We start from the raw sequence: 26,396 nt of genomic DNA on the forward strand, positions 1-26,396 counted from the left end.
CTATGCGATAATAGTCGCCATTGTTTTAATATATTTAGTAAAAGATCCAATAAATGAAATCATACAATAGCATTCAAGAACGTATAGAAATCCTAGAAGACAAACTAACTGCAATACATGACGAAATCGAAACACTAAAAGCACCTGCTAAAAATAACAATGAACGTATTATTTTTAAGTTCATCGAAACAGGCAGCACTGGTAAAACGAAGGATTTTGTACGTGAGTTAGGTATTAAATCACCACGTGACGGTTTGTTTTCATCAGGTGACGTTACAAAACTAATTAAAGATGGCGCTGAAGATATTTCACCTGCGTTATTAGAAATCGCAAGACAGCTTGCCAGTGCACGTAATAAAAATGGCCCAAGCCGTTAATTACCCAGTCACGCAGTATCTAGAAGCCCAGCCAAGCTGTCGCTTCTAGATATGTAATTATATTAAACTAAATTAATCACATAGTTCTATATTAAGGCTGGTAAGCAAATTAAGTGCTTCGAAGCGATCAAACTTAGCATTCGCTAAGATATTATTATTCAAATCTATATTAAACGCTGTAGCACCTACAAAATCACATTTTGTTAAGTTAGTTTGAAAAAACTCACTATCGCGAAAATCTGTTCCTGTAAATTCACTACTGCTTAAATCAGCGTGTCTAAAATCAACATTTTTGGCAAAGCAGTGTGTTAGTTTGAGGGCTTTGAGGGTTAATTCAAAAAAAGAGCTATTACTGAGCTCACAATAATTAAAACTCACCGGTGCGTTAATACTAAGCGCTGGCCAATCTACATCAGCCCATTGCAAACTATTTAATTTACAGTGGCTAAAACTTACATTTTCAAGCGAACTGTAGTTCCATTTAAGTGACGATAAATTACAGTTTTTAAAACTACATTCTATAAATCGGCAATTTTTAAACTGCCCCCCTGAAAAGTCGCAATCGATAAATATACATTCTTCAAACTCAGAGTTTTCAGTTAGCTGCTCTGCGTACTGCAAAGCATTAAATTGCTCATCAAAATACTGTTTATTGTTACTTAACAACACAATTTACCTATTAGATTTAACCTGCGTAGCCATTATTTTTAGGTAAATCTTTTTTAAGAGCAAGCACTGCAATAAAAATTAAACCAAACAATGGAAATAGCGCAAAACAGCCACCCACAAACGCTAAAACACCTGGCATAGTACTTTTACGCTTACCTATTTTGTAGCTAATTACAGCAAAAATAGGGATGCATAATATAATAAAAAAAGCTAAAAACTCACCAAATAAGGTTAGATGAAATGACATAAGAACTCCTTTTCAATATGGATAATAGCAATCGGCACAAACCTTTAAACTGCTTTAAATTTAACCACAAAAAAACCCTTAAGCATATAACTTAAGGGTTTTTAAATTTAGCTTAAAAGCTAAGCAAAAATTACTCTTCGCTTGATACTTCTTTTTCTACAACACTAATTGCAAGCTCAGCTAACGAATCGAGGTTAGGTTTACTTGGCGCGTTAGTTAATAAACACGATGCTTGTGTTGTTTTAGGGAAAGCAATAACGTCACGAATGTTATCGGTACCACATAAAAGCATTGCTAAACGGTCAAGACCAAATGCTAAACCTGCATGTGGTGGTGTGCCGTATTTAAGTGCATCAAGTAAAAAGCCAAACTTGTCTTGTTGCTCTTGCTCGTTAATACCTAAAATTCTAAATGCGGTTTCTTGCATATCTGCATTATGAATACGCACCGAACCGCCACCCACTTCGTAGCCGTTTAATACCATGTCGTAGGCATCTGAAATTGCTGCTGCTGGGTTTGCTTCAAGCTCACTTGCAGTAATATCTTTTGGTGCAGTGAATGGATGATGTACAGCATGTAATGTGCCTTCGTCATCTTCTTCAAACATTGGGAAATCTACAACCCAAAGTGGTGCCCAGCTATTAAGGTTAGTGATTTCTAAATCAACACCAATCTTAACGCGCAGTGCGCCCATAGCTTCATTTACTGTGTTGCGCTTATCGGCACCGAATAAAATAATATCGCCCGACTGTGCATTAGTACGCTCAAGCAATTTAGTAATTACGTCTTCGTTTAAAAACTTAGCCACTGGTGATTGAACGCCTTCAGCGCCTGCAGTGTGGTCGTTTACTTTCATCCACGCCATGCCTTTAGCGCCGTAAATACCAATAAACTTAGTGTAATCGTCAAGCTGTTTACGAGAAAGCTTAGCGCCACCCGGTACTGTTAATACAGCAACACGGCCTTTTTCGTCGTTAGCCGGACCTGAAAAAACATTAAACTCTACGTCTTTCACTAAATCAGCAATATCAACTAATTTCATTGGGTTACGTAAATCAGGCTTATCAGAACCGTAAAGGCTCATTGCCTCGCTGTAAGGCATGATTGGGAAATCGCCTAAATCAACGTTTAACAATGTTTGCCACATCTCACGGATCATTTTTTCAGTCATACCACGTACTTGATCAGAGCTCATGAACGAGGTTTCTATATCTATTTGGGTAAATTCTGGTTGGCGATCCGCACGTAAATCTTCATCACGGAAACATTTAACAATTTGGTAGTAACGGTCAAAACCAGACATCATCAACAATTGCTTAAACAACTGCGGCGACTGCGGTAATGCGTAAAAGCTACCTTTATGAACACGGCTCGGTACTAAGTAATCGCGCGCGCCTTCTGGCGTTGCTTTAGTAAGTACTGGCGTTTCGATGTCTAAAAAGCCGTTTTCATCTAAAAAGCGACGAACAAAGCTGCTTGCTTTAGCGCGTAATTTAATACGGTCACTCATTTCTAGACGACGTAAATCTAAGTAACGGTACTTTAAACGACGCTCTTCAGAGTTTACTTGGTTAAAATCTAGTGGAAGCGGCTCAGAGCGGTTAATAATATTAAGCTCTTTACCTAAAATTTCGATCTCCCCTGTTGCCATGTCTTTATTTACTTGGCTGTCTGGGCGTGCGCGAACAACACCTTTTAACTGAACACAAAATTCTTGGCGAAGTGTATTAGCTGAACTCATTAATTCTTCAATGTCAGAGTCGAATACAACTTGTACTAAACCTTCTCTATCGCGTAAATCGACAAAGATAAGTCCACCAAGGTCACGTCGTTTGTTGATCCAGCCACATAGTTCAACTTCTTGATCTACGTGAGTTTTATTTAGCTGTCCGCAATATATAGAGCGCATAGTTTTCCTGTCAGATAAAAGGCTTAAACGGCTAAACTTATTTGTTTTAAGGCGTGTGATTTAAAAAACAGGTCACCACAATACAAATAAAGCCGCTAGCAATCTAAAAATAATCAAATTAAGCCCTGCATTATACTCAACTAACATTAAGATGCTAGGGCGTGTGCCGCTTTTGCCCCTGAATTTACAGCAGCTCGTTTTGTTATTTGCTACACTATCGCCACTTTATAATAAGGCGCTAGTTTGTATGTTATATATTGGATGCCCGCAGTGGTCGAGTAATGCATGGAAAGGCAATTTATTTTCAAGCCAATGTAAAAACGCCGATATGCTTAGCCAATACGCCCAACATTTTAATTCTGTTGAAGGCAACACCAGCTTTTACGCCGATCCATCGCCAAGCACCGTATTGCGCTGGGCAAATAACGTACCCGACGATTTTAAATTTACGTTTAAGTTTAATCGTCGCTTTAGCCACGAACTACACCTTACTAATATACAAACCGAGCTTACAGATTGGCTTAACTTGTTCTCCCCTATTTTAGAAAAAACCGGGCAAATCATGCTGCAATTACCTAAAGCATTTGGTCCTGGTGACTTACCCAAACTCGCACAATTTATTAGCCTATTACCAAAAGAGGTTAATTACGGTGTAGAGGTACGTCATACTGCATTTTTCAAAAAAGGTGAAGCCGAAATAGCGCTTAATCAGTTATTAATGGCAAACAACATAAATCGCATATCGATGGATACTCGCGCCCTATTTGCCGTAAAACCAACAACCGAGGCACTAATAGATGCACAGCAAAAAAAGCCACATTTACCAGTACATGCCATTGCCACAGGCTCGCAGCCTATGGCGCGCTTTGTAATAGCCGATTTGCAAAACGACTATAAACCCTTTTATAAACCGTGGCTGAGCAAAGTAAAACAATGGCTTGATGAAGGTAAAACACCGTATGTGTTTTTTCATACCGCCGATAACCGAGAAGCACCGTTATTAGCTCGCCAGTTTTGTAAGGACCTAGGTTATAATCACAAAGCATTAAACCCATTTACTGGCGAAAAAGAAGCCCACCAGCCGGCACTTTTTTAAATAATAAAATTAGAGAATATAAATGAGTGAATACGCACGTTATTTTACCGGCTACCCTGCAAACATTGTTGAGCAGGTATTAAGCCTAATTAACAACAAAAAGGTAAGTAACTACTTACTTAAAAAATACCCGCAAGCACATACCATAACCAGCGATAAGTTACTTTATAGCTACGCCACCGAACTTAAAAAACAATATTTAAAAAATGCCCCGCCGTTTGGTCGCGCTGCATTTAAAAAACAAGGCGACATGGTCACCAACGCACTTGGTACGCACACTTACCGTATGCAAGGTAAAACCCGTAAGCACGATTTAGCGATTAACAGTGATTTGCTGCGCGCTCCCGAGCCACTACTAAAAGCGTTAGTGGTTCATGAATTAGCGCATTTTAAAGAAAAAGACCATAACAAAGGCTTTTACCAACTTTGCTGCCACATGGAACCGAGTTACCACCAATTGGAATTAGATTTAAGGATATTTTGTGTGGTAGTGGCGATGGGAGAGAATCCGTATAGTTAAATATCTATTAATTTAATCTTTACTCATACAAAGCTTTGCAGTTAACTTAACGTTCTCAGTGTTTTACTTTAAGTTAAAAGGGAATTATTAAATGGATTTAAGAGAGTTAGGCCATTTTTTAGAATTTACATTAAAGCTCCAGCCGCTACTTTTTTTAATAATCAGTATCGTGGCTGTTTATTTAAGTTTTAAAATGCTTTCCAATGCAAAAGCATCTAGGGCGCATGAAGAAAGGATGAAGTTAGCAGAAGTAAAAATGAACATTAGATCCTTATTTGCAAAATCCATAGACAATCTTACTGAAATATATCACCAACATAATATTGCCTTCATGAAACTACAAACCTATTTTCCTAACTACTCCTCTGTAAATTTAAATAAGCAAAAAGAAATGCTTGATGTATCAAAAGCACAATTAGAAGAGTTTGAAGAAACATATAAAAATTATATCGAAAATATTGAAAGTTCAATTGCTTTAGAAGACTCAATAAAATTTCTTTTAAAAATGCAAGGGAGCTGCTTTGTTTCACCTAGAAATAGTATATCCACCGAAAAGATTTTTGATGATATTTTGCAAAGAGCAGAGGATTTAGAAAAGCAACTTTCGAATATTAAGAATAATCGTATTAGAGATAAAAGTGACTTTCATAATTAGTTATTTATAGTTAAATAAATACGCGATTTAAAATCGCGTATTTTTGATAGCAAAAAATTAATAGCTGAGCAAACGTTGGGTTTCGTTTCACTCAACCCAACCTACGTAAAATGTTACAGTCCTAAGCCTGCCATAAAGTCGTCATCGGCATCATCTTGCACAACGTCTTTAGCCTTTGCGCTTTCTTTTTCAGCTTTCTTTTTAGCTTCGTTTTCAATTATGTCATCTGGATCGAGCGCTTCTGCAATATCAAAGTCGTGTAATTTAATAAACTCTGTTTTATCCATCGCTAATTCCAAGTAAAAGATATTTTGTTTACTTGTGGTGAATGTTACGCGGCGTGCTTGCGGGCGATCCATTGTGGTATCTACCGATATTTGCACTTGCTTATTTATTGCCATCATTTTTGGCTGGTTTTGCGTAATAGACGTATGTAATTGCTCGCGCACTTTAGACGTAAAGTCGCCAACAATTTGATTCATCAACTCGCCTAGTACGTTTGATACGTCGTCTGATAAATGGCTATGCGCTATTTCATTCTCAGGCATACCCATATTACGCATATAATCGCCATAAATTTCCATCGCCGCTTGCGAGGTAAAGTTGGTAATTACAAGGCCGGTAAAACCGCCGTCAAATAAAACAAAGCAGCCAATATCTGGTCGCATACATGTACGCGTTATTTTTTGTACCATGGCAGAGTAGCTAATACCATTACCGCTGGCTGATGTGAGTACGCCTGTCACTGAATGACAAAGGGTTGCTAATATATCGTCTGTGCTGATGACCTTACTTTTGCTCATTTAATCTTCTCTTTTATACTTATTATTCATAATTCTAGTCAAGCTACTGAATTTATCACTGACTATCCAGTATAAAATGTTAAAATAACTCTATTATTTATAAAGAGACTGCCTTCGTGACCATAAAAGACAGTATTTATGCCTCTGAGCAACAAGTAAAAGATTTTAGCTTTGACCAAAATGTAGTCGAAGTTTTTCCAGATATGATTCAGCGCTCTGTACCGGGCTATGCAACTATTGTTAGTACAATGGGTAAACTTGCCGGTGAATACGCGCAAAGTAACTCAAATCTTTATGATTTAGGCTGCTCACTGGGCGCAGTAACGCTTAGCATGCGCCGTAATATTCGCACTGATAACTGCCATATAATAGCGGTAGATAACTCGCAAGCGATGGTTGAGCGTTGCAAGGTACATTTACAGGGTTTTAAATCAGATGTGCCCGTTACTGTTACTTTAGGCGACATTAATGAGCTTGAAATTCAAAACGCCTCAGTTGTAGCAATGAACTTTACACTACAGTTTATTCCGCATGCTCAGCGCCAAGCCGTGCTTGAAAAAATATACGCTAATCTAAAACCTGGCGGTGTATTACTGCTTAGCGAAAAAGTAAAAGCCGAAAACGAGCTATGCGATAATTTATTAATAGATTTACACCACGACTTTAAACGTCACAATGGCTACTCTGAGCTTGAAATAAGCCAAAAGCGTACCGCCATCGAAAACGTTATGCGCCCAGATACACTCAGCGCTCACTTTACTCGCTTACAAGATATTGGTTTTAGCCAAACTCAAGTGTGGTATCAATGTTTTAATTTTTGCTCAATGGTAGCAATTAAATAAAGAGAGTGACTTATGTCTCAATGGTTTAACCAATTTTACGCATCTATCGCACAAAGCCCTCTTAGCCACTGGCTAGAAACCCTGCCGGCACAATTAAAACACTGGCAAAACGAGGCAAGCCATGGCGATTTACCTAAATGGCAAAAAGTGCTTAAAAATTTGCCTGAAGTAGCAACTACGCATGTAGATGTCTCTACCAAGGTAGAAATAGGCGCGTCAGGGGAGATGAGTGATGGCGAACAAAAACAGGCGATGCATTTATTAAAACGTATGATGCCGTGGCGCAAAGGCCCATTTAGTGTTCACGGTATTGAAATAGACACTGAATGGCGCAGCGATTGGAAGTGGGATCGCCTACTTCCTCATATTGAGCCATTAAAAGGCCGCACTGTTTTAGATATTGGTTGTGGTTCTGGTTATCATTTATGGCGTATGCGCGGTGAAGGTGCAGAGTTTGTAGTGGGTATTGATCCGTCTGATTTATTTTTATGTCAGTTTCAGGCAATTAAACACTATAACCCAGACGAAAACGTGCATTTATTACCACTAGGCGTTGAGGCATTACCCGAGCTTAAAGCCTTTGATACGGTTTTTTCGATGGGCGTACTTTATCATCGTCGCTCACCTATCGACTTTTTAGCGCAGTTAAAGGCGCAGCTTCGCCCAGGCGGCGAACTTGTACTTGAAACGCTAGTAATTGAAGGTGATGAAAACACAGTATTAGTCCCTACCGACCGCTACGCTAAAATGCGCAACGTTTGGTTTATTCCAAGTACTGCAGCATTAAAACTATGGATGGAACGCGTTGGCTTTAAAGATGTGCAAATAAAAGATTGCGCTATTACCACGCTTGAAGAGCAACGCAAAACCGATTGGATGGAAAACGAATCGTTAATCGACTTTTTAGATCCAAACGATACAAGTAAAACAATTGAAGGCTACCCCGCTCCACTTCGAGCCATATTAACCGCAAAAGCATAGCTGTTAATTTAACGCCTTTAATACTAAAAAAACGCCTACGGGCGTTTTTTTGTTTATTTAAACAACAGACAGCGGACAAGTGTCCTTGTTAATTATTTCAAAATTACATTTGAGCTAGCCGCGACCTTGCAATTGTTGTAAAATACGCGCGTTTCTAAGCAACCCAAAACAACTATTTTGAGGAAAACCTGTGAGCGAACAAAAACAGTCTCTAAGCTATAAAGACGCGGGCGTAGATATCGACGCTGGTAATGCACTTGTTGAGCGTATTAAAGGCGTAGTTAAAAAAACTCGTCGTCCTGAAGTAATGGGCGGAATTGGTGGTTTTGGCGCACTTTGCGAAATTCCTGAAGGCTACAAGCAACCAGTATTAGTTGCAGGCACAGATGGCGTTGGTACTAAACTACGTTTAGCAATCGACTTAAAAAAACACGATACGGTTGGTATTGATTTAGTTGCAATGTGTGTAAACGACTTAATTGTTCAAGGTGCTGAACCCCTGTTTTTTCTAGATTACTATGCAACTGGTAAACTAGATGTAGACACAGCAGCTGACGTAGTTACAGGTATTGGCAAAGGTTGTGAAATTTCAGGTTGCGCCCTAATTGGTGGCGAAACAGCTGAAATGCCAGGTATGTATGATGGTGAAGACTACGACATGGCAGGCTTTTGTACAGGCGTTGTAGAAAAATCAAAAATTATTGATGGCACAAAAGTAGCAGCAGGCGATCAGCTTATTGCACTTGCTTCAAGCGGCCCTCATTCAAATGGCTTCTCTTTAATTCGTAAAGTACTTGAAGTGTCAAAAGCTGATACCAGCGCTGACTTTGAAGGTAAAACATTAGGCGAAACCTTACTTGAGCCTACTCGTATTTACGTAAAACCTTTACTTGAGTTATTCAAAAACGTTGACGTACATGCGCTTTCGCATATTACTGGCGGCGGTTTTTGGGAAAACATTCCACGTGTATTACCCGCTTCAGCAAAAGCTGTAGTTAAAGGTGATAGCTGGCAGTGGCCACCTATTTTTAACTGGCTACAAGAAAACGGCAATATTACTACACACGAAATGTACCGTACATTTAACTGTGGTGTAGGTATGGTTTTAGTAGTTCCTGCAGACAAACTTGAGCAAAGCTTAACAATGCTAAAAGACTTGGGCGAAAATGCATGGCACCTTGGTGAAATTCAAGATGCAGCAGCTGGCGAAGAGCAAGTTGAAATTGTAGGTGGTGCTAAGTAATGGCACCGACTCGTCTGGTAGTTTTAATCTCAGGTAGTGGCTCTAATTTACAAGCCATCATAGATGCCTGCGAACGTGGCGAGATAAACGGACATATAGCGGCTGTTATTAGTAACAAAGCAGACGCTTATGGCCTAGAGCGTGCAAAAAAAGCAGGTATTGCTACAAAAGTGCTCAGTCATAAAGATTTTGACTCGCGCGAAGCGTACGATGCGCAATTAATGAACGTTATCGACTCTTTTATGCCAAATCTAGTTGTATTAGCTGGGTTTATGCGTATTCTTACTCCTGGCTTAGTGCAAAAATATGTTGGAAAAATGTTGAACATTCATCCATCTTTGTTGCCTAAGTATCAGGGGCTGAATACCCACCAAAGAGCAATTGATGCAAAAGACGATGTTCATGGCGTAAGTGTTCACTTTGTTACTGAAGAATTAGACGGCGGTCCCGTTATTCTTCAGGCGCAAATACCTGTACTCAAGGATGATACAGCAGAAACATTAGCAAAACGCGTGCATGAGCAAGAGCATATAATTTATCCTTTGGTGGTCAAGTGGTTCAGTGAACACAGACTTACTATGGAAGCAGATTATGCAGTTCTTGACAAAAAACAACTTCCTGCACACGGCGCGCACTACTCACAATAAAAAAATAAGTGCCCTGTTGTTATGTGCGGGCGCTTTACTTCCAACTAGCCTAATTGCAGGCGAATTGACCCAATATCAAGCTAACTACGATATTTTACGCAAAGGTAAAAATCATGGTGAGGCTGTTCGTGAGCTCAAAAAAATGGGCGACGATACTTATGAACTAACATACCACAGCAATATTGAGTGGATGATTTTCTCTGATTCTCGTGAAGAAACATCAAAGTTTACCTTTAAAGATGGCAAGGTCACCCCGCATCATTACAATATGATCCGCACCGGTACAGGCCCTGATAAAGATTATAAAATTGATTTTGATACAACAAACAAAGTAGTGACTAGCAGTGCTAGCGAATACCCTCTTAAATGCGAATGGACTGATGACTTTCAGGATGCTATTTCGTACCAAGTACAAGTACGCGAAGGATTGAAAAAAGGCGAAACGAGCTTTTCATTCCCGCTTATTGATAAAAAAGGTAATCGCCGCGACTACAATTTTGAAGTATCTGGCACCGAGATGATTTCGTTGCCTATCGGTAATGTAGAAGCTATTAAAGTAAAGCGTTTATACGATAACGATAAACGCCAAGCAATTGCATGGTTTGCGCCAGAAATGGATTACATGCTGGTACGTATGTGGAAAGGTGAAAAAGGCATGGAGCAGTTTGAAGTTCAAATGAATTCATTTACTGTTACTGCACCTACAGCTGTTGCGCCTGCTATAGCACAACAACCTCAAGAAGCTAACTAGCTTTAAATAAATCAGTAATAAAATAGGTGGGCTAAATTAGCTCACCCATTTTAAACAATGCAAACTCCCCCGGCTCCATTTTTTGCCAGCGCTCATCATTTGTCAAAGGTCTTGTGGCTATTACTGTTACTACATCGTTTGGTGTGGTCTCTTGTTGAAAATCAACCACCATGTCGGCATCAATCAACGTTGCTTTACCAAATGGCGCACGGCGCGTTATGTAATGTAAGTTATTAGTGCAATACGCTAGAACAAACACCCCGTCGGTCAATAGCATATTAAACACGCCTTTTTCACGCAACGTATGCGAGAGCTTAGCGGCGTATCTAAAAACCGATGCCATATTACTTGGACGTTTTGGGTATTTTTCGCGAATTTTATCGAGTAACCAACAAAAAGCGAGTTCGCTATCGGTGTTCCCCACTGGACGATAGTACTCTGTTTTTAAATCATGATAATTTGATAGTTGCCCGTTGTGTGCATAGGTGAGCTCACGCCCCCACAACTCTCGTGTAAACGGATGGGTGTTTTCCAGACACACTCTACCGCGGTTCCCTTGTCGAATATGGCTAATAACCGATACACTTTTAATTGGGTATGCTTTAACGAGTTTAGCTATTTCAGATTGATAACTCGGCTCAGGATCTTTAAAGGTTCTACAGCCTTTACCTTCGTAAAACGTAATACCCCACCCATCTTTATGTGGGCCGGTATTTCCACCACGCTCTAAAAGGCCTGAAAAACTAAAACAAATATCGGTAGGCACGTTGGCTGACATGCCAAGTAATTCACACATTAATAAAATAACCCTTAAAAACCATACATTAAAAATAAATAGCGTTATATTTTTACATTAGGCGTACACTAATTTACAGCCCACTATGATTACTATACTTACTTAAAAAGTGTCATTTTGCTATTAGATTTATTTATTTTTACGTTAACAATACTTGCAGCTAACGCTTTGACTATACGATAGTAATTAAGCGTTCCTCTGTCGGGTAATTAAATATCGTATTTAAGTTACTTTCTACTACAATTTAACATCGTTATGTACTTGAAAATTACTGTTACTAGCGCTACTCTAAGTGAGGTGGTCTGACCTCTATTAAGGAATAAAAATGACACTCATATTTACACTGGTTCTAATCGTGTTGCTTTGCACTGCGATTTACCACAGAGCAAGTTGGAACACAGCACTTGGTGTTTCAGCTATTACTTTATTAATTGGTACCTTTGCGGGTGCTTTTGGTTTAATTAGCTGGTTGATCTTTTTGATCATCGCGGTTCCTCTTTCTGTTACTGGCATTCGTCAGCAATATATTATCAAGCCAATTTTTGCTATGTTTAAAAAAGTAACGCCAAGCATGTCTGATACTGAAAAATCAGCTATTGATGCCGGTACAACGTGGTGGGAAGCTGATTTATTTTGTGGTAACCCAGATTGGAAAAAGCTTCACCAATACCCAGTTCCTAAACTTACTATTGAAGAGCAAGCCTTTGTTGATGGCCCTGTTGAAGTAGTATGTAGCATGTTGGACGATTGGGAAGCAACGCACGAACTAACCGACCTTCCTCAAGATGTATGGCAATATCTAAAAGATAATAAATTCTTTGCCATGATCATCAAAAAAGAATATGGCGGTTTAGAGTTTTCTGCATTTGCACAGTCATGTGTACTTCAAAAACTAACAAGTAAATCAACATTACTTTCGTCAATTGTTGGTGTACCGAACTCTTTAGGCCCAGGTGAATTATTACAACACTATGGTACAAAAGAACAAAAAGATCATTACTTGCCGCGCCTAGCGAGCGGTCAAGAAATTCCATGTTTTGCATTAACGTCGCCAGAAGCGGGTTCTGATGCAAGCTCAATTCCAGACTACGGTGTGGTATGTAAAGGGCAATGGAATGGTGAAGAAGTTGTGGGTGTTAGTTTAACGTGGAATAAGCGTTACATTACACTTGCCCCAGTTGCTACCGTACTTGGTCTTGCGTTTAAGTTACAAGATCCAGATGGCTTAATTGGCGACAATAAAGAGCCAGGTATTACCTGTGCACTTATACCAACGGATACTCCTGGAGTTGAAATTGGTCGTCGACATTTCCCGCTTAACGTACCATTTCAAAATGGGCCTACTCGCGGTAAAGACATTTTTGTACCACTTGATTACATTATTGGTGGTCCAGATATGGCTGGTCAAGGCTGGCGTATGCTGGTTGAATGTTTATCGGTTGGTCGTGCAATTACATTGCCGTCAAACTCTGCCGGTGGCATTAAAATGATTGCTATTGCGACAGGTGCTTACAGCCGAATTCGTCGTCAGTTCCGTTTACCTATTGGTAAAATGGAAGGTGTTGAAGAGTCACTAGCTAAATTAGCTGGTTACGCTTACAGCTCTGATGCTGCGGTTAGCATGTCTACGGGTGCGGTTGATTTAGGCGAAAAGCCATCGGTTGTTTCTGCCATTATTAAATACCACCTTACAGAGCAAATGCGTGATGCAACTATTCATGCAATGGATGTACTTGGCGGTAAGGGCATCATGCTTGGGCCAAATAACTATTTAGGTCGTGGCTATCAAGGTGCACCTATTGCCATTACCGTTGAAGGTGCAAACATCTTGACCCGTAATATGATTATTTATGGTCAAGGTGCAATTCGCTGTCATCCATTCGTACTAACAGAGCTTGGTGCATGTGAAATAGAAGACCGCGAAGAAGCGCTTAATGTATTTGATAAAGCGCTAATGGGCCATATTGGTTTTACTATGTCGAACCTTGTGCGTACTAAGTGGCTTGCGCTCACAGGTGCTCGTTTTACAAGTGTGCCGTACAACGACGAAACAGCTGAATTTTACCGTATAGCGTCACGCTTTAGTGCATCACTTGCTCTTATGTCTGACATTAGCATGGCAGTATTTGGTGGCTCACTAAAACGTAAAGAACGTATTTCTGCACGTTTAGGTGACTTACTAAGCTACTTATACTTAGTGTCTGCAACGCTTAAGCGTTACAACGATGAAGGTCGTAAAAAAGAAGATTTTGCTCTAGTAAAATGGAGTTGCCAAGATCACCTTTACCATTGCCAACGTGCACTTGCTGATTTAATTAATAACATGCCTTCGGCTCCACTACGCGCCGTGTTAAAAGTATTGTTATTCCCGTTTGGTCGCCCGGTTCGTAAACCAACTGACCAACTTGAGCATAAACTTGCGCAACTACTACAAGTACCTAGCGAAACGCGTAACCGTTTAGCAAGCTATGTATACTTAACAAATGAGCCGCTTAACCTTGTAGGTCGTCAAGAGCAAACGCTTAAAGACGTCCTTGATGTTGAGCCATTATTTGAAAGAGTATGTAAAGAAAAAGGCCTTAAACTGCCATTCTTCCAGCTTGATAAAGTAGCACAAATGGGTCTTGAAGCAGGCATTTTAAGCCAAGTAGAGGCTGATAAACTAGCTGCTGTTGAGCAATCTCGTTTAGATGTTATTAACGTTGATGACTTTGACCCTGCTGATTTACTTGCAGGCAAAGCAGCCCGTAATAGTGTTAAAAAAGAAGCTGATGCCGCTTAATTAACTAAGTAAGCATTTGAATACTAAAAGCCAGCGCCTAATGCGCTGGCTTTTTTGTGTAAAATAAATTCTTATATATCAAATCGCACATCTCAAGCAATCAAATACTCGGCGATAAGTGTAAATTAACGCTTATTTATCAGTCGCTTCCATGCTAAAACTATGCCTGTATACACTAAAAAACATGCGAGCAATGATGCCAAACCAGCTAATGTTTGCCCTAAAAAACCAAAGTATTCACCGGTATGTAAAAATCGAGATGTTCCCCATGCTTGATCGCCTCGCGTCCAATCCGATTTTTTTAACGTTTTAATTGCATCACCAGTGCGAGTATCTAAAAATAATGAATACGCATATTCTTGGCGATTCCCAATACTGGTATCAATATAAAAACGTGCTTCGTGTTTTTTGTCACCTAATTCTAACCACATCGAATACCAATCAGCAGCACCATTATTAATTGCATGTACTTTAGCTTGTTGAAATAAAGCATCGTACAGTACTTCATCTGCCGATAAATCGAATACTGGTAGATGCTTTTCTCGCTCCGGTACACTTTGTCCAAATGCGCCGTACAGTGCCTTATTCGCCCAGTCAAAATGAAACAAAGTAGCCGTTAATGACAAAACGAGTAAAACCGGTAAACACCAAATTCCAAAAACTAAATGCCACTGCCTATTTCGATGATGTGATGATTTATAACTCTTTGCTAGTAATAAATATCCTTTTAATGCAGAGCGATTAAATCGCTTTGGTAACCACAGATAAGCACCCGATAGTAATAAAAAGATAAAAAATAGATTAGCGTAGCCATTTATATTTTTGCCAATCACTTGTGAAGCGCCATGCAGTAATAAATAACGATGTATATCAGTTACAACGTGAAAAAAACCAGCCGCTAGCCCCTCTCCTTCACGAATAACATCTCCCGTATAAGGGTGTAATAAGTAGCTATGTTTTCCCGCCCAGGCAGGAATAGCAGCCCCTTCTCGATTTACCCAACGAATATAAATATGTGATTGACTCGGATGCGATTCTTGCAAAATATCTACAACATCATCAGTCGATAGCCGCTGTTGAGCATAGGTGCTTTTTACAGTAAATCGCATTTCATCTAGCTCAACAATCTGTCGCTCATAGGTTAATAAAAAACCCGTGAACGACATGCTAAAAATAAATAAACCGGCGATTAAACCTATAATTAAGTGAGCCCAAAAGACCCACTTTTTAAACAATTTTAAGAACATAAAATAAGTTACTTATTCTTAAAACTGATAAGAAATCGATAAGCGAATATCGCGCCCAGATTCGTATGGACCAACAACAGTGTCAAATACTTCACTGTAATCACCCACACTTGAATGATCGATATATAACTCATTAAATAAGTTAGTAACAGCAACATTAAATAATAATGCATTTGTCACATTCCACTGCCCATATAAATCAACAGTGGTATAGCTTGGTTTATTTAGGGTATATAAAGAATCGGTCCAACCAAGGTCAACAGCTTGATGAAGAGTATTAATATCGAGTGAATCGACTTTAATTACACTAAAACCAACCTTTGCATCGGTGTTAATGTCGTAATCAACGCCGGCAACCCATGTATTGCCTCTGCTATTACCTAAACCGACAAACTCATAGCCATTAATATCAATTGCATCATAACTTACACTGTACAACCCATCACGTGGGTCAAGCTCTGTATCAGTAGCTGAAAATCCAATGAAGAAATCAAATGAATTTAAACGATATGCTAGGTCAAACTCAAACCCTTTAGTCTCTAACGTGCCTATATTGTTATAAACCGAGTTTCCTTCATACCCTTCAAATATCACATCATCTAAAGACGAATTATAAATACTTGCCTTAGCGGATAAATTTTCATTAGTGTACGTTATAGATGCTTCAATATTAGCTACGGTCTCAGGTACTAAACTTTCATCCGCTACTGGAATATCTGAACCGTCATATAAATATCCATCAATGGTAAAGCCATCCCCTATTTGTTTACCACGCGCGGCTTCAGCATACCCAAGCCCTACTGTCCAAGCATCATTAATATCGTATGCTAAACCGATATTAAAGCTCACTTCATTGTCGTCTAAACTCGATGCACTTTCTGTAATTGCAGTCCCATAATATTCATCTAATAGGATGTCTTGTTTAAACTTATAACTATCAAAACGCACTCCATAACTCAGTAAAAGTTGTGGAGTAATATCACTATAACCTTGTACATAAACACCCAGTACACTGCCTTTTTCTGAATTTTCTTTTGCACCAGCTGCAGACCCACTCGATACTTCATCGTTTCTATAATCAATGCCATAAACAAATTTATGTTCATCAATAATACTTGTATTACGAATACCTAAGCCATATGTGTCAATATCAGCAAGCCAAGCAAATCGGCCGCCATTAAAAGATGATTCGGTTTTGTATGCTGTCGCCTCTAAATACAATAAGTTATTATAAGAAAATATATAATTGGCAACGTAAGTCTCTCGCTCTGCTTCACTTGGGTACAAAGCATCACCTTCTTGTACCGCCCAGTTAGGGCGTGCTGAAAAATCCCCTTCTTCGTCGCGTTTTTCTATACTTACCGACAAATGATGATTATCTGCTAACTCACCACTGGCTTTAATAAACATCATATCTTGATCGGCAGCCGTACCATAAATAGTATCGCCATCACCATCTTCCATGTTCTCGCGATCCACAGTACTGAAATATCCTAGTACGCCCCATGTATCACTTAATTTACCGTATACACTAGTGCTTAAACGCGTACCGTCATTTGAAAAGTAACTTGCTTTAACACGTCCACCAAATTGTTCACCTTGATTAAGTAGGTCTTGCGCGTCTTTAGTTTTAAAGCGGATAGAGCCGCCAATCGCACCAGGACCACTTGTTGCTTCGCCGGCACCTGCTTGCACATCTATTTGCTGTAATAGGTCAGGATCTATTGTTACACGACCAATATGATGAAATAACGTTGATGTTTGCTGTGCACCATCAACCGTTATATTTAATAAAGAATCTTCAACACCACGAATATAGATCTTTTGTGCAACGCCTACCGAGCCGCCCACGCTAACAGAAGGTGAATGTCGAAAAATGTCAGCCAGATCACTTGCTTGATATTGTTCTATTTCTTCAGCTGTAATACTCAAATTAGTTGCAGAACCAACTACAGATATTTTTTCAACAGACGCTGTACTTTTAGTAAGTTCTTGCGCGTATATAGGTGAACTAAATGATGCACAAATGGCACTCATTAAGGCTAATTTTTTCAAGGGGGACGTTCCTTCTTAATTGCAAATAAGAAAGATTATCATTTTCTTTTAATGAAAAGCATAGCAACTTTACATTTGTTACATTTAGGACATATACAAAGACGCGTTAGGTGCAACCTACTTTAGTTGCCTAAAAATATGTAAGTAAGGGCGTGAACAGGACGAGAAAGCGTTGCTCAGTTTTTACAAGCACACAATATGAAATGTAATTTATACACCTTTAGGAACCGTTACAGTCATTACTAAACCACCTGCAGTATCATTTTTAGCACATACTGTTGCAGCAATCGCATGTAATTGCCTTTGTGCTAAAGCAAGCCCTAAACCAAAGCTATCACTGTTGCATGAGCGAGCTGAATCAATCCGGAAAAAAGGTCTAAAAATAGTATTTAAATGCTCTTTAGGTACTCCTGGACCTTGATCTGCAATAATAATTTGATATTCATGTTTATAATCAATGAGACTAACCCGTACTTTTTTATTAATGGGTGTGTAACGTAGCGCATTTCTAAGTATATTCTCAAGTGCTTGACCTAATGCTCTGTGATTACTGTTTTCAATATGGGCTTGATCCGGTAAGTCAGCAAAAATAAGTTTATCTGGGTACTCAAAACGCCCATCTTCAATGAGGATTTCGAGTAAATCGACTAAATCCAAAGATTCGATGCGCAACTGAGGTGACTCGTTATCTAACCAAGATAAAGTAAGCGTGTCATCCACTAACTTACGGATGTGCTGTGACTCTTTGTGAATACGCTCTAATTTGATTTGCGTGTCTTCTACACCCTTTTCTCTGTGAGTGAGTAAATTGTCAGTTGCTATATCTAAACGTGTTAAAGGTGTTCTTAACTCGTGAGACAAGTCAGTTAATAATACACGTTGATGCATAATTTGATCACTGATCCGCTCTGCCATTAAATCAAATGTTTCAGCTAGCTGAGATAGTTCATCATTGCGTGAGCCCAACTGCTCCCGAACTCTGACACTAAAGTCTCCTTTGCTAAATGCCCTACTTGCTAAGTCGAGTTCTTTAATAGGGTGCATAATATGGCGATATAGCACAATCGATAAACACACCAATATCAGCATTGGCAATAAAACTTGTAACGACAAACGTGTTAAATTCCAAAGTGATCCTGGGTGCATTCTTTGCGGCAACTGCACAACAAGGCTAGTTGCACCATCTTTAAAGGGTAATTGCATAACGGGTGCATGCTCAAAATACAGATGGATTTTCCAATCAATACTTCGCCCCAAGTTATACCCTGTATACTCATAACGATGAGAACGATTACCTGCTAACTCAATCACATTGGCTTTAGCAATTACAGCCCAAATACTCTCTTGTTGTTGTAAATCATCAACCCAACGCTCAAGTTCGCTCATATCGCCTTGATCAAATATAACCTCAGCCTTTTTTTGCCAATTAATTAACTCTTCTCGGCTTGAGTCACTTAGCATGCTCATATCATTTTCAAAATGATTAACCGCGACATTAATTAAATAAAACATCGCAACAACACCAGTACCAATAATTAAGCACAGCTTCCAAAATAAACGTCGTGTCATTTGATACAGTACCCTTGCCCATGCACAGTGTGTAAACGGCTGCCATCCCAGCCGGCGTTATTTAATTTTTTTCGTATACGACTCATATGCATATCTAAACTACGATCGTACTGACTGAAACGCTTGTTAAGCGCCACTTGATATAAAAAAGGTTTTAACAGTATTTGTTCTTGGTTTTTCATTAAAATTTGCAGCAAGGCAAACTCAATAGGCGTAAAAGCTAATAGCTCACAATGCAGAAAAACTTGCTGGTGTAGGCTATCTATTTCAAGTCCATCAATATTAGCAATGTAAGGGGTATTTGTGTCTTGTTTAAAAACGCGCCTTAGTACTGAATCTACGCGTAGTAATAATTCTTGGCTATTGAACGGTTTTGCTAAGTAATCATCTGCACCGGCTGATAGACCTAGAATGCGCTCTTCTTCAGCATGTTTTGCCGATACAATTATTACAGGGGTGTTATTACAACTACGTAAAATATTAAGTACTGCTAAACCGTCTTTGCCCGGCAACATAACATCTAATAAAATAAGACTAAAACGTTGAGCAACCGCTAAATCAAGCGCTTGATTACCATCAAAACACTGTGTAACAGAGTATCCTTGATTGCCTAGTAATTCAGTAATTTGATCATTAAGTAATGTATCGTCTTCAACAACTAAAATATCAAAATCAGATTTGTTGCGTTGATAGGCCTGTAGTGCAGACATAGAAAGCCATAATTTTTATAGTATTAAAACAAATTAAAGCAAATGGTAATACAAATCAATATCAAAAGCAGTGTGTAGGAAGAAAGTTAATTTTTTAAGTGTTTTGAGTGTTTTGAGTGTTTTGAGTGTTTTGAGTGTTTTGAGTGTTTTGAGTGTTTTGAGTGTTTTGAGTGTTTTGAGTGTTTTGAGTGTTTTGAGTGTTTTGAGTGTTTTGAGTGTTTTTTAAACATAAACTTGTTATTGAAGAAATAACAAGTGGCGGAGTGGACGGGACTCGAACCCGCGACCCCCGGCGTGACAGGCCGGTATTCTAACCAACTGAACTACCACTCCATATTTCCGTTGCTGTTTAGGTCTCCCTGACAGCGGCGTGAATAATACGAACCAACCCCTATTTCGTCAAGGGCTTTTTTGTTTTTTTATAGGTTTTTTAGTCATCTGTCATCGAAAGGTTTAAAATTTCACCTGATCTGTCATTTTTTGAGCCATTTTTACCGACTTGATTTTTTTCTGTGTCGGCAACATCACCCTCACTTGCTTTCTTTTTCTTTAAAAAAGGTAGCTTCACTTTAAATTTAATCGGTTTTTTCTGCACAAAAATACGAATTGCTAACCAACCTAGTAATAAAATGAGCGTATTGCAGCCTACAATTAAACTAATAATTGTAGATGTGGCCATTTTTTCTTCAACAGGCTCACTCTCAATCATTTTATCTGGCGTAATAATCGTTGCCGGATCAATTTCGGGCACCGCTTCTATGGGTCGTTCTATCTCAAATTTATACGTTGGTAGCGTTGCCATAAATTCACGACCATTAATATTCGTGCCAAAAACAGACAGCTCAACACTATATCTACCCCAATCATAATTTTTTACACTAAGCTGGCGTGAGTCTTTAGCAGCAGCATCTATGGTAAACATTTGCTCTTCGTTATTAGGGTAATAAATTTTTCCCTGGATGATGACTGTTTCTGGCTTAACAATATTGGGGTCTATATTTATAATCAGTAAATGATCGTCAGTGTCTTGCTCTGCTAACGCGACCTCGGTTACAAAAGGCGGTTCGTGCACTTCTATTGTATTTTGCACAATACGGCGCTGTAGCAGCGGAGTTGCAACGTAAAGCTCTGGTGTCCATTCACCCGCAGGAAAATCTAAAGTAAACTCGCCGGTAAACACACCATCTTTAGGACGCTCATCAAATCCACGCCCATCGTCTTTAAATTCAGCGACTTCTTGAATGCCTGCGCCAAAGTTAGCAAAGCTTTCGTTGTTGGTGCTTACAAAGTCAACATTAAGGCTAACAACATCTCTAAATAGGTTTGTATTAATTGGCTCACCGTCGTTTAGTATTTTTCCGGTGATTTTTATTGTCTCCCCTCTAAACAACATTGAAGGAAGAGGCTCTGCCTCAAGAGATATTTCGCCTAATACAACTATTCGGCTGTCGGGTAAAATACTGCCTATCACTTGCCAAGGACCTGCCATTGGTTTTTTTATGGTGACTAAATCGTAGCTGAGTTCGTCAAACCAATCTAAATTAGGGTTTTTAACTGAGTCAGTAGCAAAGTACTTACTGCCATCGGGCCTGACTAAAATAACTGCAGGTGCGCCTGACTTTCTAAAAAAGAGCAGTGTTATTTCATCAATTTTGCTATCTATGCGAAAACGATTATCAAGTAAAGGGATCTCATTTTGATGCCCATCTCGCTTGAGCACTTCTACTTGTTTTACGCCATATGCATTGCCAGTAAATAAACTAGCTGCACATAACGCTGTTACAAAATACATCGTTTTCATTAAATTTCCTTATTCAGCGCGCCATATACATTGGCCGCCTTCTTTGTTTACAAGATCTAATCGTGCTTCGTGTGCGCTTTGCTCAGCGTCGCTTGCTCGTAATACAACTAATGGGGCTCTATCACTATTTAAACGCTTTATACCGCCCTTCTGTTGCTCGCTGCCGTCATCTTTATTTTGATTCAAGTTTAGCTTTGTTTGACCGCCCGTCATGGCAAGGTACACATCGGCTAAAATCTCAGAATCCAGTAGCGCGCCGTGAAGCGTTCGTTTACCGTTATCTACATCGTAACGACGACATAATGCATCAAGGTTGTTCTTTTGACCTGGATGCAAGTCACGCGCCATTTTAAGCGTGTCGAGAACTTGACAAAAAGTATCTGTTTTAGGATAGCCCTGATTAAGTAGCGCAAATTCGTTATCCATGTGGCCTATATCGAACGGGGCGTTATGAATAACTAACTCTGCCCCTTCAATATAGTCGAAAAACTCTTGGGCAATTTGATGAAACAACGGTTTATCACGTAAAAATTCGTTAGTGATACCGTGAACGTCAATTGCTTCTTCTTCGCTTGGCCGTTGTGGGTTTATATAAACGTGAAAGTTATTGCCTGTTAAACGGCGATTTACTAACTCCACACAACCAATTTCTATAATGCGGTGCCCTTGTTTAGGGTCGATGCCGGTGGTTTCTGTATCTAAAACTATTTGTCTACGTGCCATATCGAATTTAGCCTGATTCTGGTATCTTTCTATAATCACTTTATTGTACATAAGATCAAGGTAAAACAGTGCAAAAAACCGTAGAGATTTACACCGATGGCTCATGTTTAGGTAATCCAGGCCCCGGCGGTTATGGTATTTTTATGATTTATAACGGCCACGAAAAAGAAATGAGCCAAGGTTATAAACTCACAACGAATAACCGAATGGAAATGCTCGCGGCTATTGTAGCCCTAGAATCACTCACTCGAGAATGTGAAGTAAACCTAACAACCGATAGCCAATATGTTAAGCAAGGTATTGAATCGTGGATCACTAACTGGAAAAAACGTGGCTGGCTAACATCAGCTAAAAAGCCGGTTAAAAACGTCGATTTATGGAAACGCCTAGATAAAGCCTGTAGCGAGCACAAGGTGACCTGGAAATGGGTTAAAGGGCATAGCGGCCATAAGTACAACGAAATAGTTGACGATTTAGCACGCGATGCCGCTGGCAGTAAAGATTTACTAGAAGATGTAGGCTATCAGCCTTAACTATTATTTTCTTGGTCGCACGTTTTGTAATGCTGCTTAGAGGTTTGTCTAAGCCCAGCCCCTTTTACTGGTGCAAACTGCGGCCTTGCATGCCACTTAGGTTTTATTGGCGTAAGTGGCGCAACCCTTTTTCGTGCCACCAGCATATAAACACTGCCCATCGGTTTTAAATACTGCTTAGCAAAGGTACGCCAAAACTCAAATCTTGATAGCCTATTACCTCTTGCTAATGATGAATAAATAAAACGTTCATCACTTACAATTTCAAAACCAAGTAAGTTTAACCAGTCTTTAACTCGCGCGGGTGTAAAAAAGCGCCCTGTCCACGGTAATTTCTGACCACTAAAGGGCAACATTTGTGCAAGTCCGCACAAACTAAACGGATTAAAGCCAGTCACTACTATATAACCACCCGGAATAAGCGTGCGATGCGCTTCGCGTAAAATATGGTGTGGGTCTGAGTGATACTCTAAACAGTGGCTTAGTATGCAGGCATCAATACTGTGCTCGTAAAATGGCAGTTCATCTATGTCAGCCACTACGCCTGTATAAGGCCCAGGCTCTGCAACACACACTTGATGTTTAATCGTACTTATACTTGTGTTTAATTCGCCACTTAAATTACCCAATTTCAGCATATGATAGCCAAACATACGCGGCAGCCATTGCTCCATCTTTCGTTCGATGTCTGTGCGCAAATAATCCCCATGAGGAAACTGCTGCCACGACAGTGGTTTGGGTCCTTCTTGAAAACTAAGGGCTGGTTTCATTTTTTGAGCTCGTTATACTATGTGTTAACTGTCACTTTATAGAGCAATTTACCATGGTGCAAGTCAAAGCAATTAAAGCCTTTTCTGATAATTACATTTGGTGTTTAACTACCGATAACAGTAACCAAGCATGGGTAGTCGATCCTGGCCAAGCACAGAACGTATTAGCGCATTTAGCTGAGCATAACCTAACGCTCGGTGGTATTTTAATTACACATCATCACTACGATCATACCGATGGCGTAGCTGCATTAGTTGACGCTTATCCAAATATATCGGTTTATGGCCCTGCTAATAGCCCATTTAAAGGTATCACTCATTCACTTACTGATGGTCAGAGCATTAACGTACTTAATGTTAACTTTACTATTTTAGCAACTCCTGGGCACACGCTTGATCATATTTGTTATACAAATGATGAACTTGCTTTTACAGGCGATACATTGTTTAGCGGTGGGTGTGGGCGCTTATTTGAAGGCACACCGGAGCAAATGTGGAAATCTTTTAATAAACTAAGAGAGCTTCCTACAAGCTGTAGTGTGTATTGCACTCACGAGTACACACAAGCTAACCTTGCTTTTGCAAAAGCAGTTGAACCACGTAACCCTGAGTTACTCGCGTACAGTAAAAAAGTAGATGAATTACGCAGTAATGATCAAATCTCATTACCTACTTCTATTGGACAGGAGCTAAAAATAAATCCATTTATGCGTAGCGACTTGCCAACCATTACAGAACTAGTCCCGGAGAAATTTATCTCGGTTACAAAAAACAATGAACCTTGGGGAAACTTTGCTAGTCTGAGACAGTTCAAAGACAATTTTTAAGACATAGGTTTAAAAATCAATTAGAATCATTAACTTAAATTAAAGTGATGATTCTATTCCTGCGTTTAAGAAAGTCATTATGTGGCAATGTTAACTCATAACAGGTAGTATTCGCCGAGTTTTTTACCCGATGTATTGGTATTTATGAATAAATCTCCCCTATTAGTAGCCTTGGCGTTAGCGCTAAGTGGTTGTCAAACTGTGACAACTCTAGACTCAGACTCTCAAGTCGCCACGCAAGCAAATCAACAACTCGAAGGCGCAAGTCCAAACGACATTAACAATGCATTGATGGTAAACGCACAATATCAACAAGTTGACCCTGACGAGCAAGAAGCCCCTGTATTTGATGATGTATGGGAGCGAATTCGCTACCAACTTTCTATCGAAATACCGCAAAACCGCCCTGTTGTTACTGAACGTAATTATTACGCTCGCCACCAAAGTTACTTAGATCGTATTTCTAAACGTGCAGAACCTTACTTACACTTCATAGTTGAAGAAGTAGAAAAGCGCGAAATGCCAATCGAAATTGCACTACTGCCTATTGTAGAAAGTGCATTTGACCCGTTTGGTTATTCTAATCGCAGCGCATCGGGCATTTGGCAGTTTATGCCTGCAACCGGTGAGCGATTCGATTTAAAACAAAACTGGTGGTACGACGGTCGCCGCGACATTGTGCAATCGACTCGCGCAGCACTTGATTACTTATCGTATCTACATAAAACACTTGAAGGCGATTGGCTAAATGCGATTGCTGCTTATAATTCAGGTGAAGGGCGCTTGATGCGCGCGATTAAAAAGAATCGTAAAAAGCATTTACCTACCGATTTTTGGTCTCTTGATTTACCAAGTGAAACAACAGCCTACGTACCAAAGTTGTTAGCACTTGCCGATTTATTAAAACGCTCAGATGATTTTAACGTTACATGGCAACCAGTAATTAATGCACAAGTGGTTGAAGTGGTTGATGTAGGCTCTCAAATAGATTTAGCGCTTGCCGCTGACATGGCTGATATGACGCTTACTGAGCTATACAGATTAAACCCTGGTTTTAACCGCTGGGCAACTGATCCTAATGGCCCACATTCTTTATTACTGCCTGTTGATAAAGCAGAGCAATTTAGCCAAAAACTAGCAAACACTGATGTTAAAAACAGATTACGCTGGCAGCGTTATATTGTGGCTCGAGGCGACAGCTTATCGGTAATTGCCAAAAAGTTTACAACAAGCTCAAGTGCAATCCGATCGCTTAATAAACTCAAATCAAATACGATTAAAGTAGGCCAAGAGTTATTAGTCCCGCTTACTGATGGCGCTATAAATAGCGAGCATTTACCAAAGCAGATGCGTTTAGCTGCTAATAAAGCAACTCGCACAAAGCTTTCGCACACAGTTAAAAGTGGCGACACGTTATGGGATATTAGCCGCGAATATGACGTCACTATGGATGAGTTGGCTAAATGGAATAAACTAAAGAAAAACTCTGTATTGCGCCTAAATCAAAAACTAACTGTGTATAAGTCAGCTAATAAACCACAAGCAACGGCAAGCACCAACCGTACTATTACATACAAAGTACGCCGTGGTGACTCACTTGCACGTATTGCGTCTAAGTTTAATCTAAGCGTTAACGAAATTATTAAGTGGAATAATTTAGCCGGTCAAAAATACTTACAACCTGGCCAAAAGCTAAAACTTAAAGTAGATGTCAGAAGTAGTTAATTTATAAAACTATATTAAAAGCAAAAAGGAGCGCATGCGCTTAATGCCAGTCAGTTAAGCTGACTGGCATTTTTCTTTTTATGGGGATACTTAGATGGTTTTGGCTTAACCCATCGGG

General features: G+C 39.5%; 25 protein-coding genes and 1 tRNA gene. 13 read left to right on the forward strand and 13 right to left on the reverse strand.

Annotation, left to right across the window (positions count from 1 at the left end; all coding sequences use genetic code 11):
- Positions 1-53: 53 nt before the first annotated feature.
- On the forward strand, positions 54-377 hold the full coding sequence (locus I6F66_RS17475; RefSeq protein WP_010555318.1) for a hypothetical protein: 324 nt from the start codon (positions 54-56) through the stop codon (positions 375-377).
- 72 nt (positions 378-449) lie between these two features.
- On the opposite strand, the gene I6F66_RS17480 is transcribed toward I6F66_RS17475, so the two are convergent.
- From I6F66_RS17480 to aspS, 3 genes are all read right to left on the reverse strand, one after another.
- Positions 450-1,046, reverse strand: coding sequence for a pentapeptide repeat-containing protein (locus tag I6F66_RS17480; protein WP_197120083.1), 597 nt, complete (start codon positions 1,044-1,046; stop codon positions 450-452).
- 16 nt (positions 1,047-1,062) lie between these two features.
- A complete protein-coding gene (locus tag I6F66_RS17485) occupies positions 1,063-1,293 on the reverse strand; it encodes a hypothetical protein (RefSeq protein ID WP_165729303.1) in 231 nt (76 codons plus the stop codon).
- A 130-nt stretch (positions 1,294-1,423) separates the two neighbouring features.
- Positions 1,424-3,202 (reverse strand): aspartate--tRNA ligase, encoded by a 1,779-nt coding sequence (aspS, locus tag I6F66_RS17490; protein WP_197120081.1) that lies wholly within the window; start codon positions 3,200-3,202, stop codon positions 1,424-1,426.
- 247 nt (positions 3,203-3,449) lie between these two features.
- Here aspS and I6F66_RS17495 point away from each other — a divergent pair, with 247 nt between their 5' ends.
- The 3 genes from I6F66_RS17495 (at position 3,450) to I6F66_RS17505 (ending at position 5,473) form a co-directional block, all read left to right on the forward strand.
- Positions 3,450-4,298, forward strand: a complete 849-nt coding sequence (locus I6F66_RS17495) for a DUF72 domain-containing protein (protein WP_197209520.1) — start codon at positions 3,450-3,452, stop codon at positions 4,296-4,298.
- A gap of 22 nt (positions 4,299-4,320) precedes the next feature.
- Positions 4,321-4,818 (forward strand): M48 family metallopeptidase, encoded by a 498-nt coding sequence (locus I6F66_RS17500; RefSeq protein WP_197209521.1) that lies wholly within the window; start codon positions 4,321-4,323, stop codon positions 4,816-4,818.
- Positions 4,819-4,909: 91 nt separating this feature from the next.
- The gene (locus I6F66_RS17505) at positions 4,910-5,473 is read left to right on the forward strand and encodes a hypothetical protein (RefSeq protein ID WP_197209522.1); all 564 of its coding nucleotides are present in this window, start codon (positions 4,910-4,912) and stop codon (positions 5,471-5,473) included.
- A 113-nt stretch (positions 5,474-5,586) separates the two neighbouring features.
- On the opposite strand, the gene I6F66_RS17510 is transcribed toward I6F66_RS17505, so the two are convergent.
- Positions 5,587-6,276: a DUF3334 family protein gene (locus I6F66_RS17510; RefSeq protein WP_165729298.1), complete on the reverse strand. Its 690-nt coding sequence runs from the start codon at positions 6,274-6,276 to the stop codon at positions 5,587-5,589.
- A gap of 116 nt (positions 6,277-6,392) precedes the next feature.
- Here I6F66_RS17510 and cmoA point away from each other — a divergent pair, with 116 nt between their 5' ends.
- The 5 genes from cmoA to I6F66_RS17535 all read left to right on the forward strand — a co-directional run bounded on the left by cmoA (position 6,393) and on the right by I6F66_RS17535 (position 10,740).
- Positions 6,393-7,118, forward strand: coding sequence for a carboxy-S-adenosyl-L-methionine synthase CmoA (cmoA, locus tag I6F66_RS17515; RefSeq protein ID WP_197209523.1), 726 nt, complete (start codon positions 6,393-6,395; stop codon positions 7,116-7,118).
- A gap of 12 nt (positions 7,119-7,130) precedes the next feature.
- A complete protein-coding gene (gene cmoB / locus I6F66_RS17520; protein WP_197160239.1) occupies positions 7,131-8,099 on the forward strand; it encodes a tRNA 5-methoxyuridine(34)/uridine 5-oxyacetic acid(34) synthase CmoB in 969 nt (322 codons plus the stop codon).
- A 190-nt stretch (positions 8,100-8,289) separates the two neighbouring features.
- Positions 8,290-9,342 carry a phosphoribosylformylglycinamidine cyclo-ligase gene (gene purM / locus I6F66_RS17525; protein WP_002959993.1) on the forward strand — a complete coding sequence of 351 codons (1,053 nt, stop codon included), beginning with the start codon at positions 8,290-8,292 and terminating at the stop codon, positions 9,340-9,342.
- Positions 9,342-9,989 carry a phosphoribosylglycinamide formyltransferase gene (purN, locus tag I6F66_RS17530; RefSeq protein WP_007586949.1) on the forward strand — a complete coding sequence of 216 codons (648 nt, stop codon included), beginning with the start codon at positions 9,342-9,344 and terminating at the stop codon, positions 9,987-9,989. Before purM ends, purN begins: the two co-directional genes overlap by 1 nt.
- 16 nt (positions 9,990-10,005) lie before the next feature.
- Positions 10,006-10,740, forward strand: coding sequence for a DUF3108 domain-containing protein (locus tag I6F66_RS17535; RefSeq protein WP_197120087.1), 735 nt, complete (start codon positions 10,006-10,008; stop codon positions 10,738-10,740).
- Positions 10,741-10,771: 31 nt separating this feature from the next.
- Here the strand turns inward: I6F66_RS17535 and I6F66_RS17540 are convergent, their stop codons facing one another.
- A complete protein-coding gene (locus I6F66_RS17540) occupies positions 10,772-11,536 on the reverse strand; it encodes a class II glutamine amidotransferase (RefSeq protein WP_165740353.1) in 765 nt (254 codons plus the stop codon).
- A gap of 325 nt (positions 11,537-11,861) precedes the next feature.
- On the opposite strand from I6F66_RS17540, the gene fadE reads away from it, so the two are divergent.
- Positions 11,862-14,318: an acyl-CoA dehydrogenase FadE gene (gene fadE / locus I6F66_RS17545; RefSeq protein ID WP_197176771.1), complete on the forward strand. Its 2,457-nt coding sequence runs from the start codon at positions 11,862-11,864 to the stop codon at positions 14,316-14,318.
- 125 nt (positions 14,319-14,443) lie between these two features.
- Here fadE and I6F66_RS17550 read toward each other — a convergent pair whose 3' ends face one another.
- The 7 genes from I6F66_RS17550 to dnaQ form a co-directional block, all read right to left on the reverse strand.
- A complete protein-coding gene (locus tag I6F66_RS17550) occupies positions 14,444-15,565 on the reverse strand; it encodes a PepSY domain-containing protein (RefSeq protein ID WP_197209524.1) in 1,122 nt (373 codons plus the stop codon).
- Between the two features lie 18 nt (positions 15,566-15,583).
- Positions 15,584-17,620, reverse strand: a complete 2,037-nt coding sequence (locus tag I6F66_RS17555) for a TonB-dependent siderophore receptor (RefSeq protein WP_197209525.1) — start codon at positions 17,618-17,620, stop codon at positions 15,584-15,586.
- 210 nt (positions 17,621-17,830) lie between these two features.
- A complete protein-coding gene (locus I6F66_RS17560) occupies positions 17,831-19,189 on the reverse strand; it encodes a histidine kinase sensor domain-containing protein (protein WP_197209526.1) in 1,359 nt (452 codons plus the stop codon).
- Entirely contained in the window at positions 19,186-19,899 is a 714-nt protein-coding gene (locus I6F66_RS17565; RefSeq protein WP_197209527.1) for a response regulator transcription factor, read from the reverse strand. Before I6F66_RS17565 ends, I6F66_RS17560 begins: the two co-directional genes overlap by 4 nt.
- Before the next feature lie 256 nt (positions 19,900-20,155).
- A tRNA-Asp gene (locus tag I6F66_RS17570) sits at positions 20,156-20,232 on the reverse strand.
- A 97-nt stretch (positions 20,233-20,329) separates the two neighbouring features.
- Positions 20,330-21,700: a TIGR03503 family protein gene (locus I6F66_RS17575; RefSeq protein ID WP_197209528.1), complete on the reverse strand. Its 1,371-nt coding sequence runs from the start codon at positions 21,698-21,700 to the stop codon at positions 20,330-20,332.
- A gap of 9 nt (positions 21,701-21,709) precedes the next feature.
- Complete coding sequence (dnaQ, locus tag I6F66_RS17580; RefSeq protein WP_076924405.1) at positions 21,710-22,423, reverse strand: DNA polymerase III subunit epsilon; 714 nt, start codon at positions 22,421-22,423, stop codon at positions 21,710-21,712.
- A 68-nt stretch (positions 22,424-22,491) separates the two neighbouring features.
- Here dnaQ and rnhA point away from each other — a divergent pair, with 68 nt between their 5' ends.
- Entirely contained in the window at positions 22,492-22,956 is a 465-nt protein-coding gene (rnhA, locus tag I6F66_RS17585; RefSeq protein ID WP_165728592.1) for a ribonuclease HI, read from the forward strand.
- On the opposite strand, the gene I6F66_RS17590 is transcribed toward rnhA, so the two are convergent.
- The gene (locus I6F66_RS17590) at positions 22,953-23,726 is read right to left on the reverse strand and encodes a class I SAM-dependent methyltransferase (RefSeq protein ID WP_197209529.1); all 774 of its coding nucleotides are present in this window, start codon (positions 23,724-23,726) and stop codon (positions 22,953-22,955) included. The genes rnhA and I6F66_RS17590 overlap by 4 nt on opposite strands.
- A 53-nt stretch (positions 23,727-23,779) precedes the next feature.
- Between I6F66_RS17590 and gloB the strand changes: the two genes are divergently transcribed.
- Both gloB and I6F66_RS17600 read left to right on the forward strand, forming a co-directional pair.
- A complete protein-coding gene (gene gloB / locus I6F66_RS17595) occupies positions 23,780-24,553 on the forward strand; it encodes a hydroxyacylglutathione hydrolase (RefSeq protein WP_197209530.1) in 774 nt (257 codons plus the stop codon).
- A 144-nt stretch (positions 24,554-24,697) separates the two neighbouring features.
- The gene (locus I6F66_RS17600) at positions 24,698-26,278 is read left to right on the forward strand and encodes a LysM peptidoglycan-binding domain-containing protein (protein WP_197209531.1); all 1,581 of its coding nucleotides are present in this window, start codon (positions 24,698-24,700) and stop codon (positions 26,276-26,278) included.
- Positions 26,279-26,396 lie beyond the last annotated feature (118 nt).

Source organism: Pseudoalteromonas sp. NZS100_1, assembly GCF_015864285.1.
GTDB lineage: Bacteria > Pseudomonadota > Gammaproteobacteria > Enterobacterales > Alteromonadaceae > Pseudoalteromonas > Pseudoalteromonas arctica.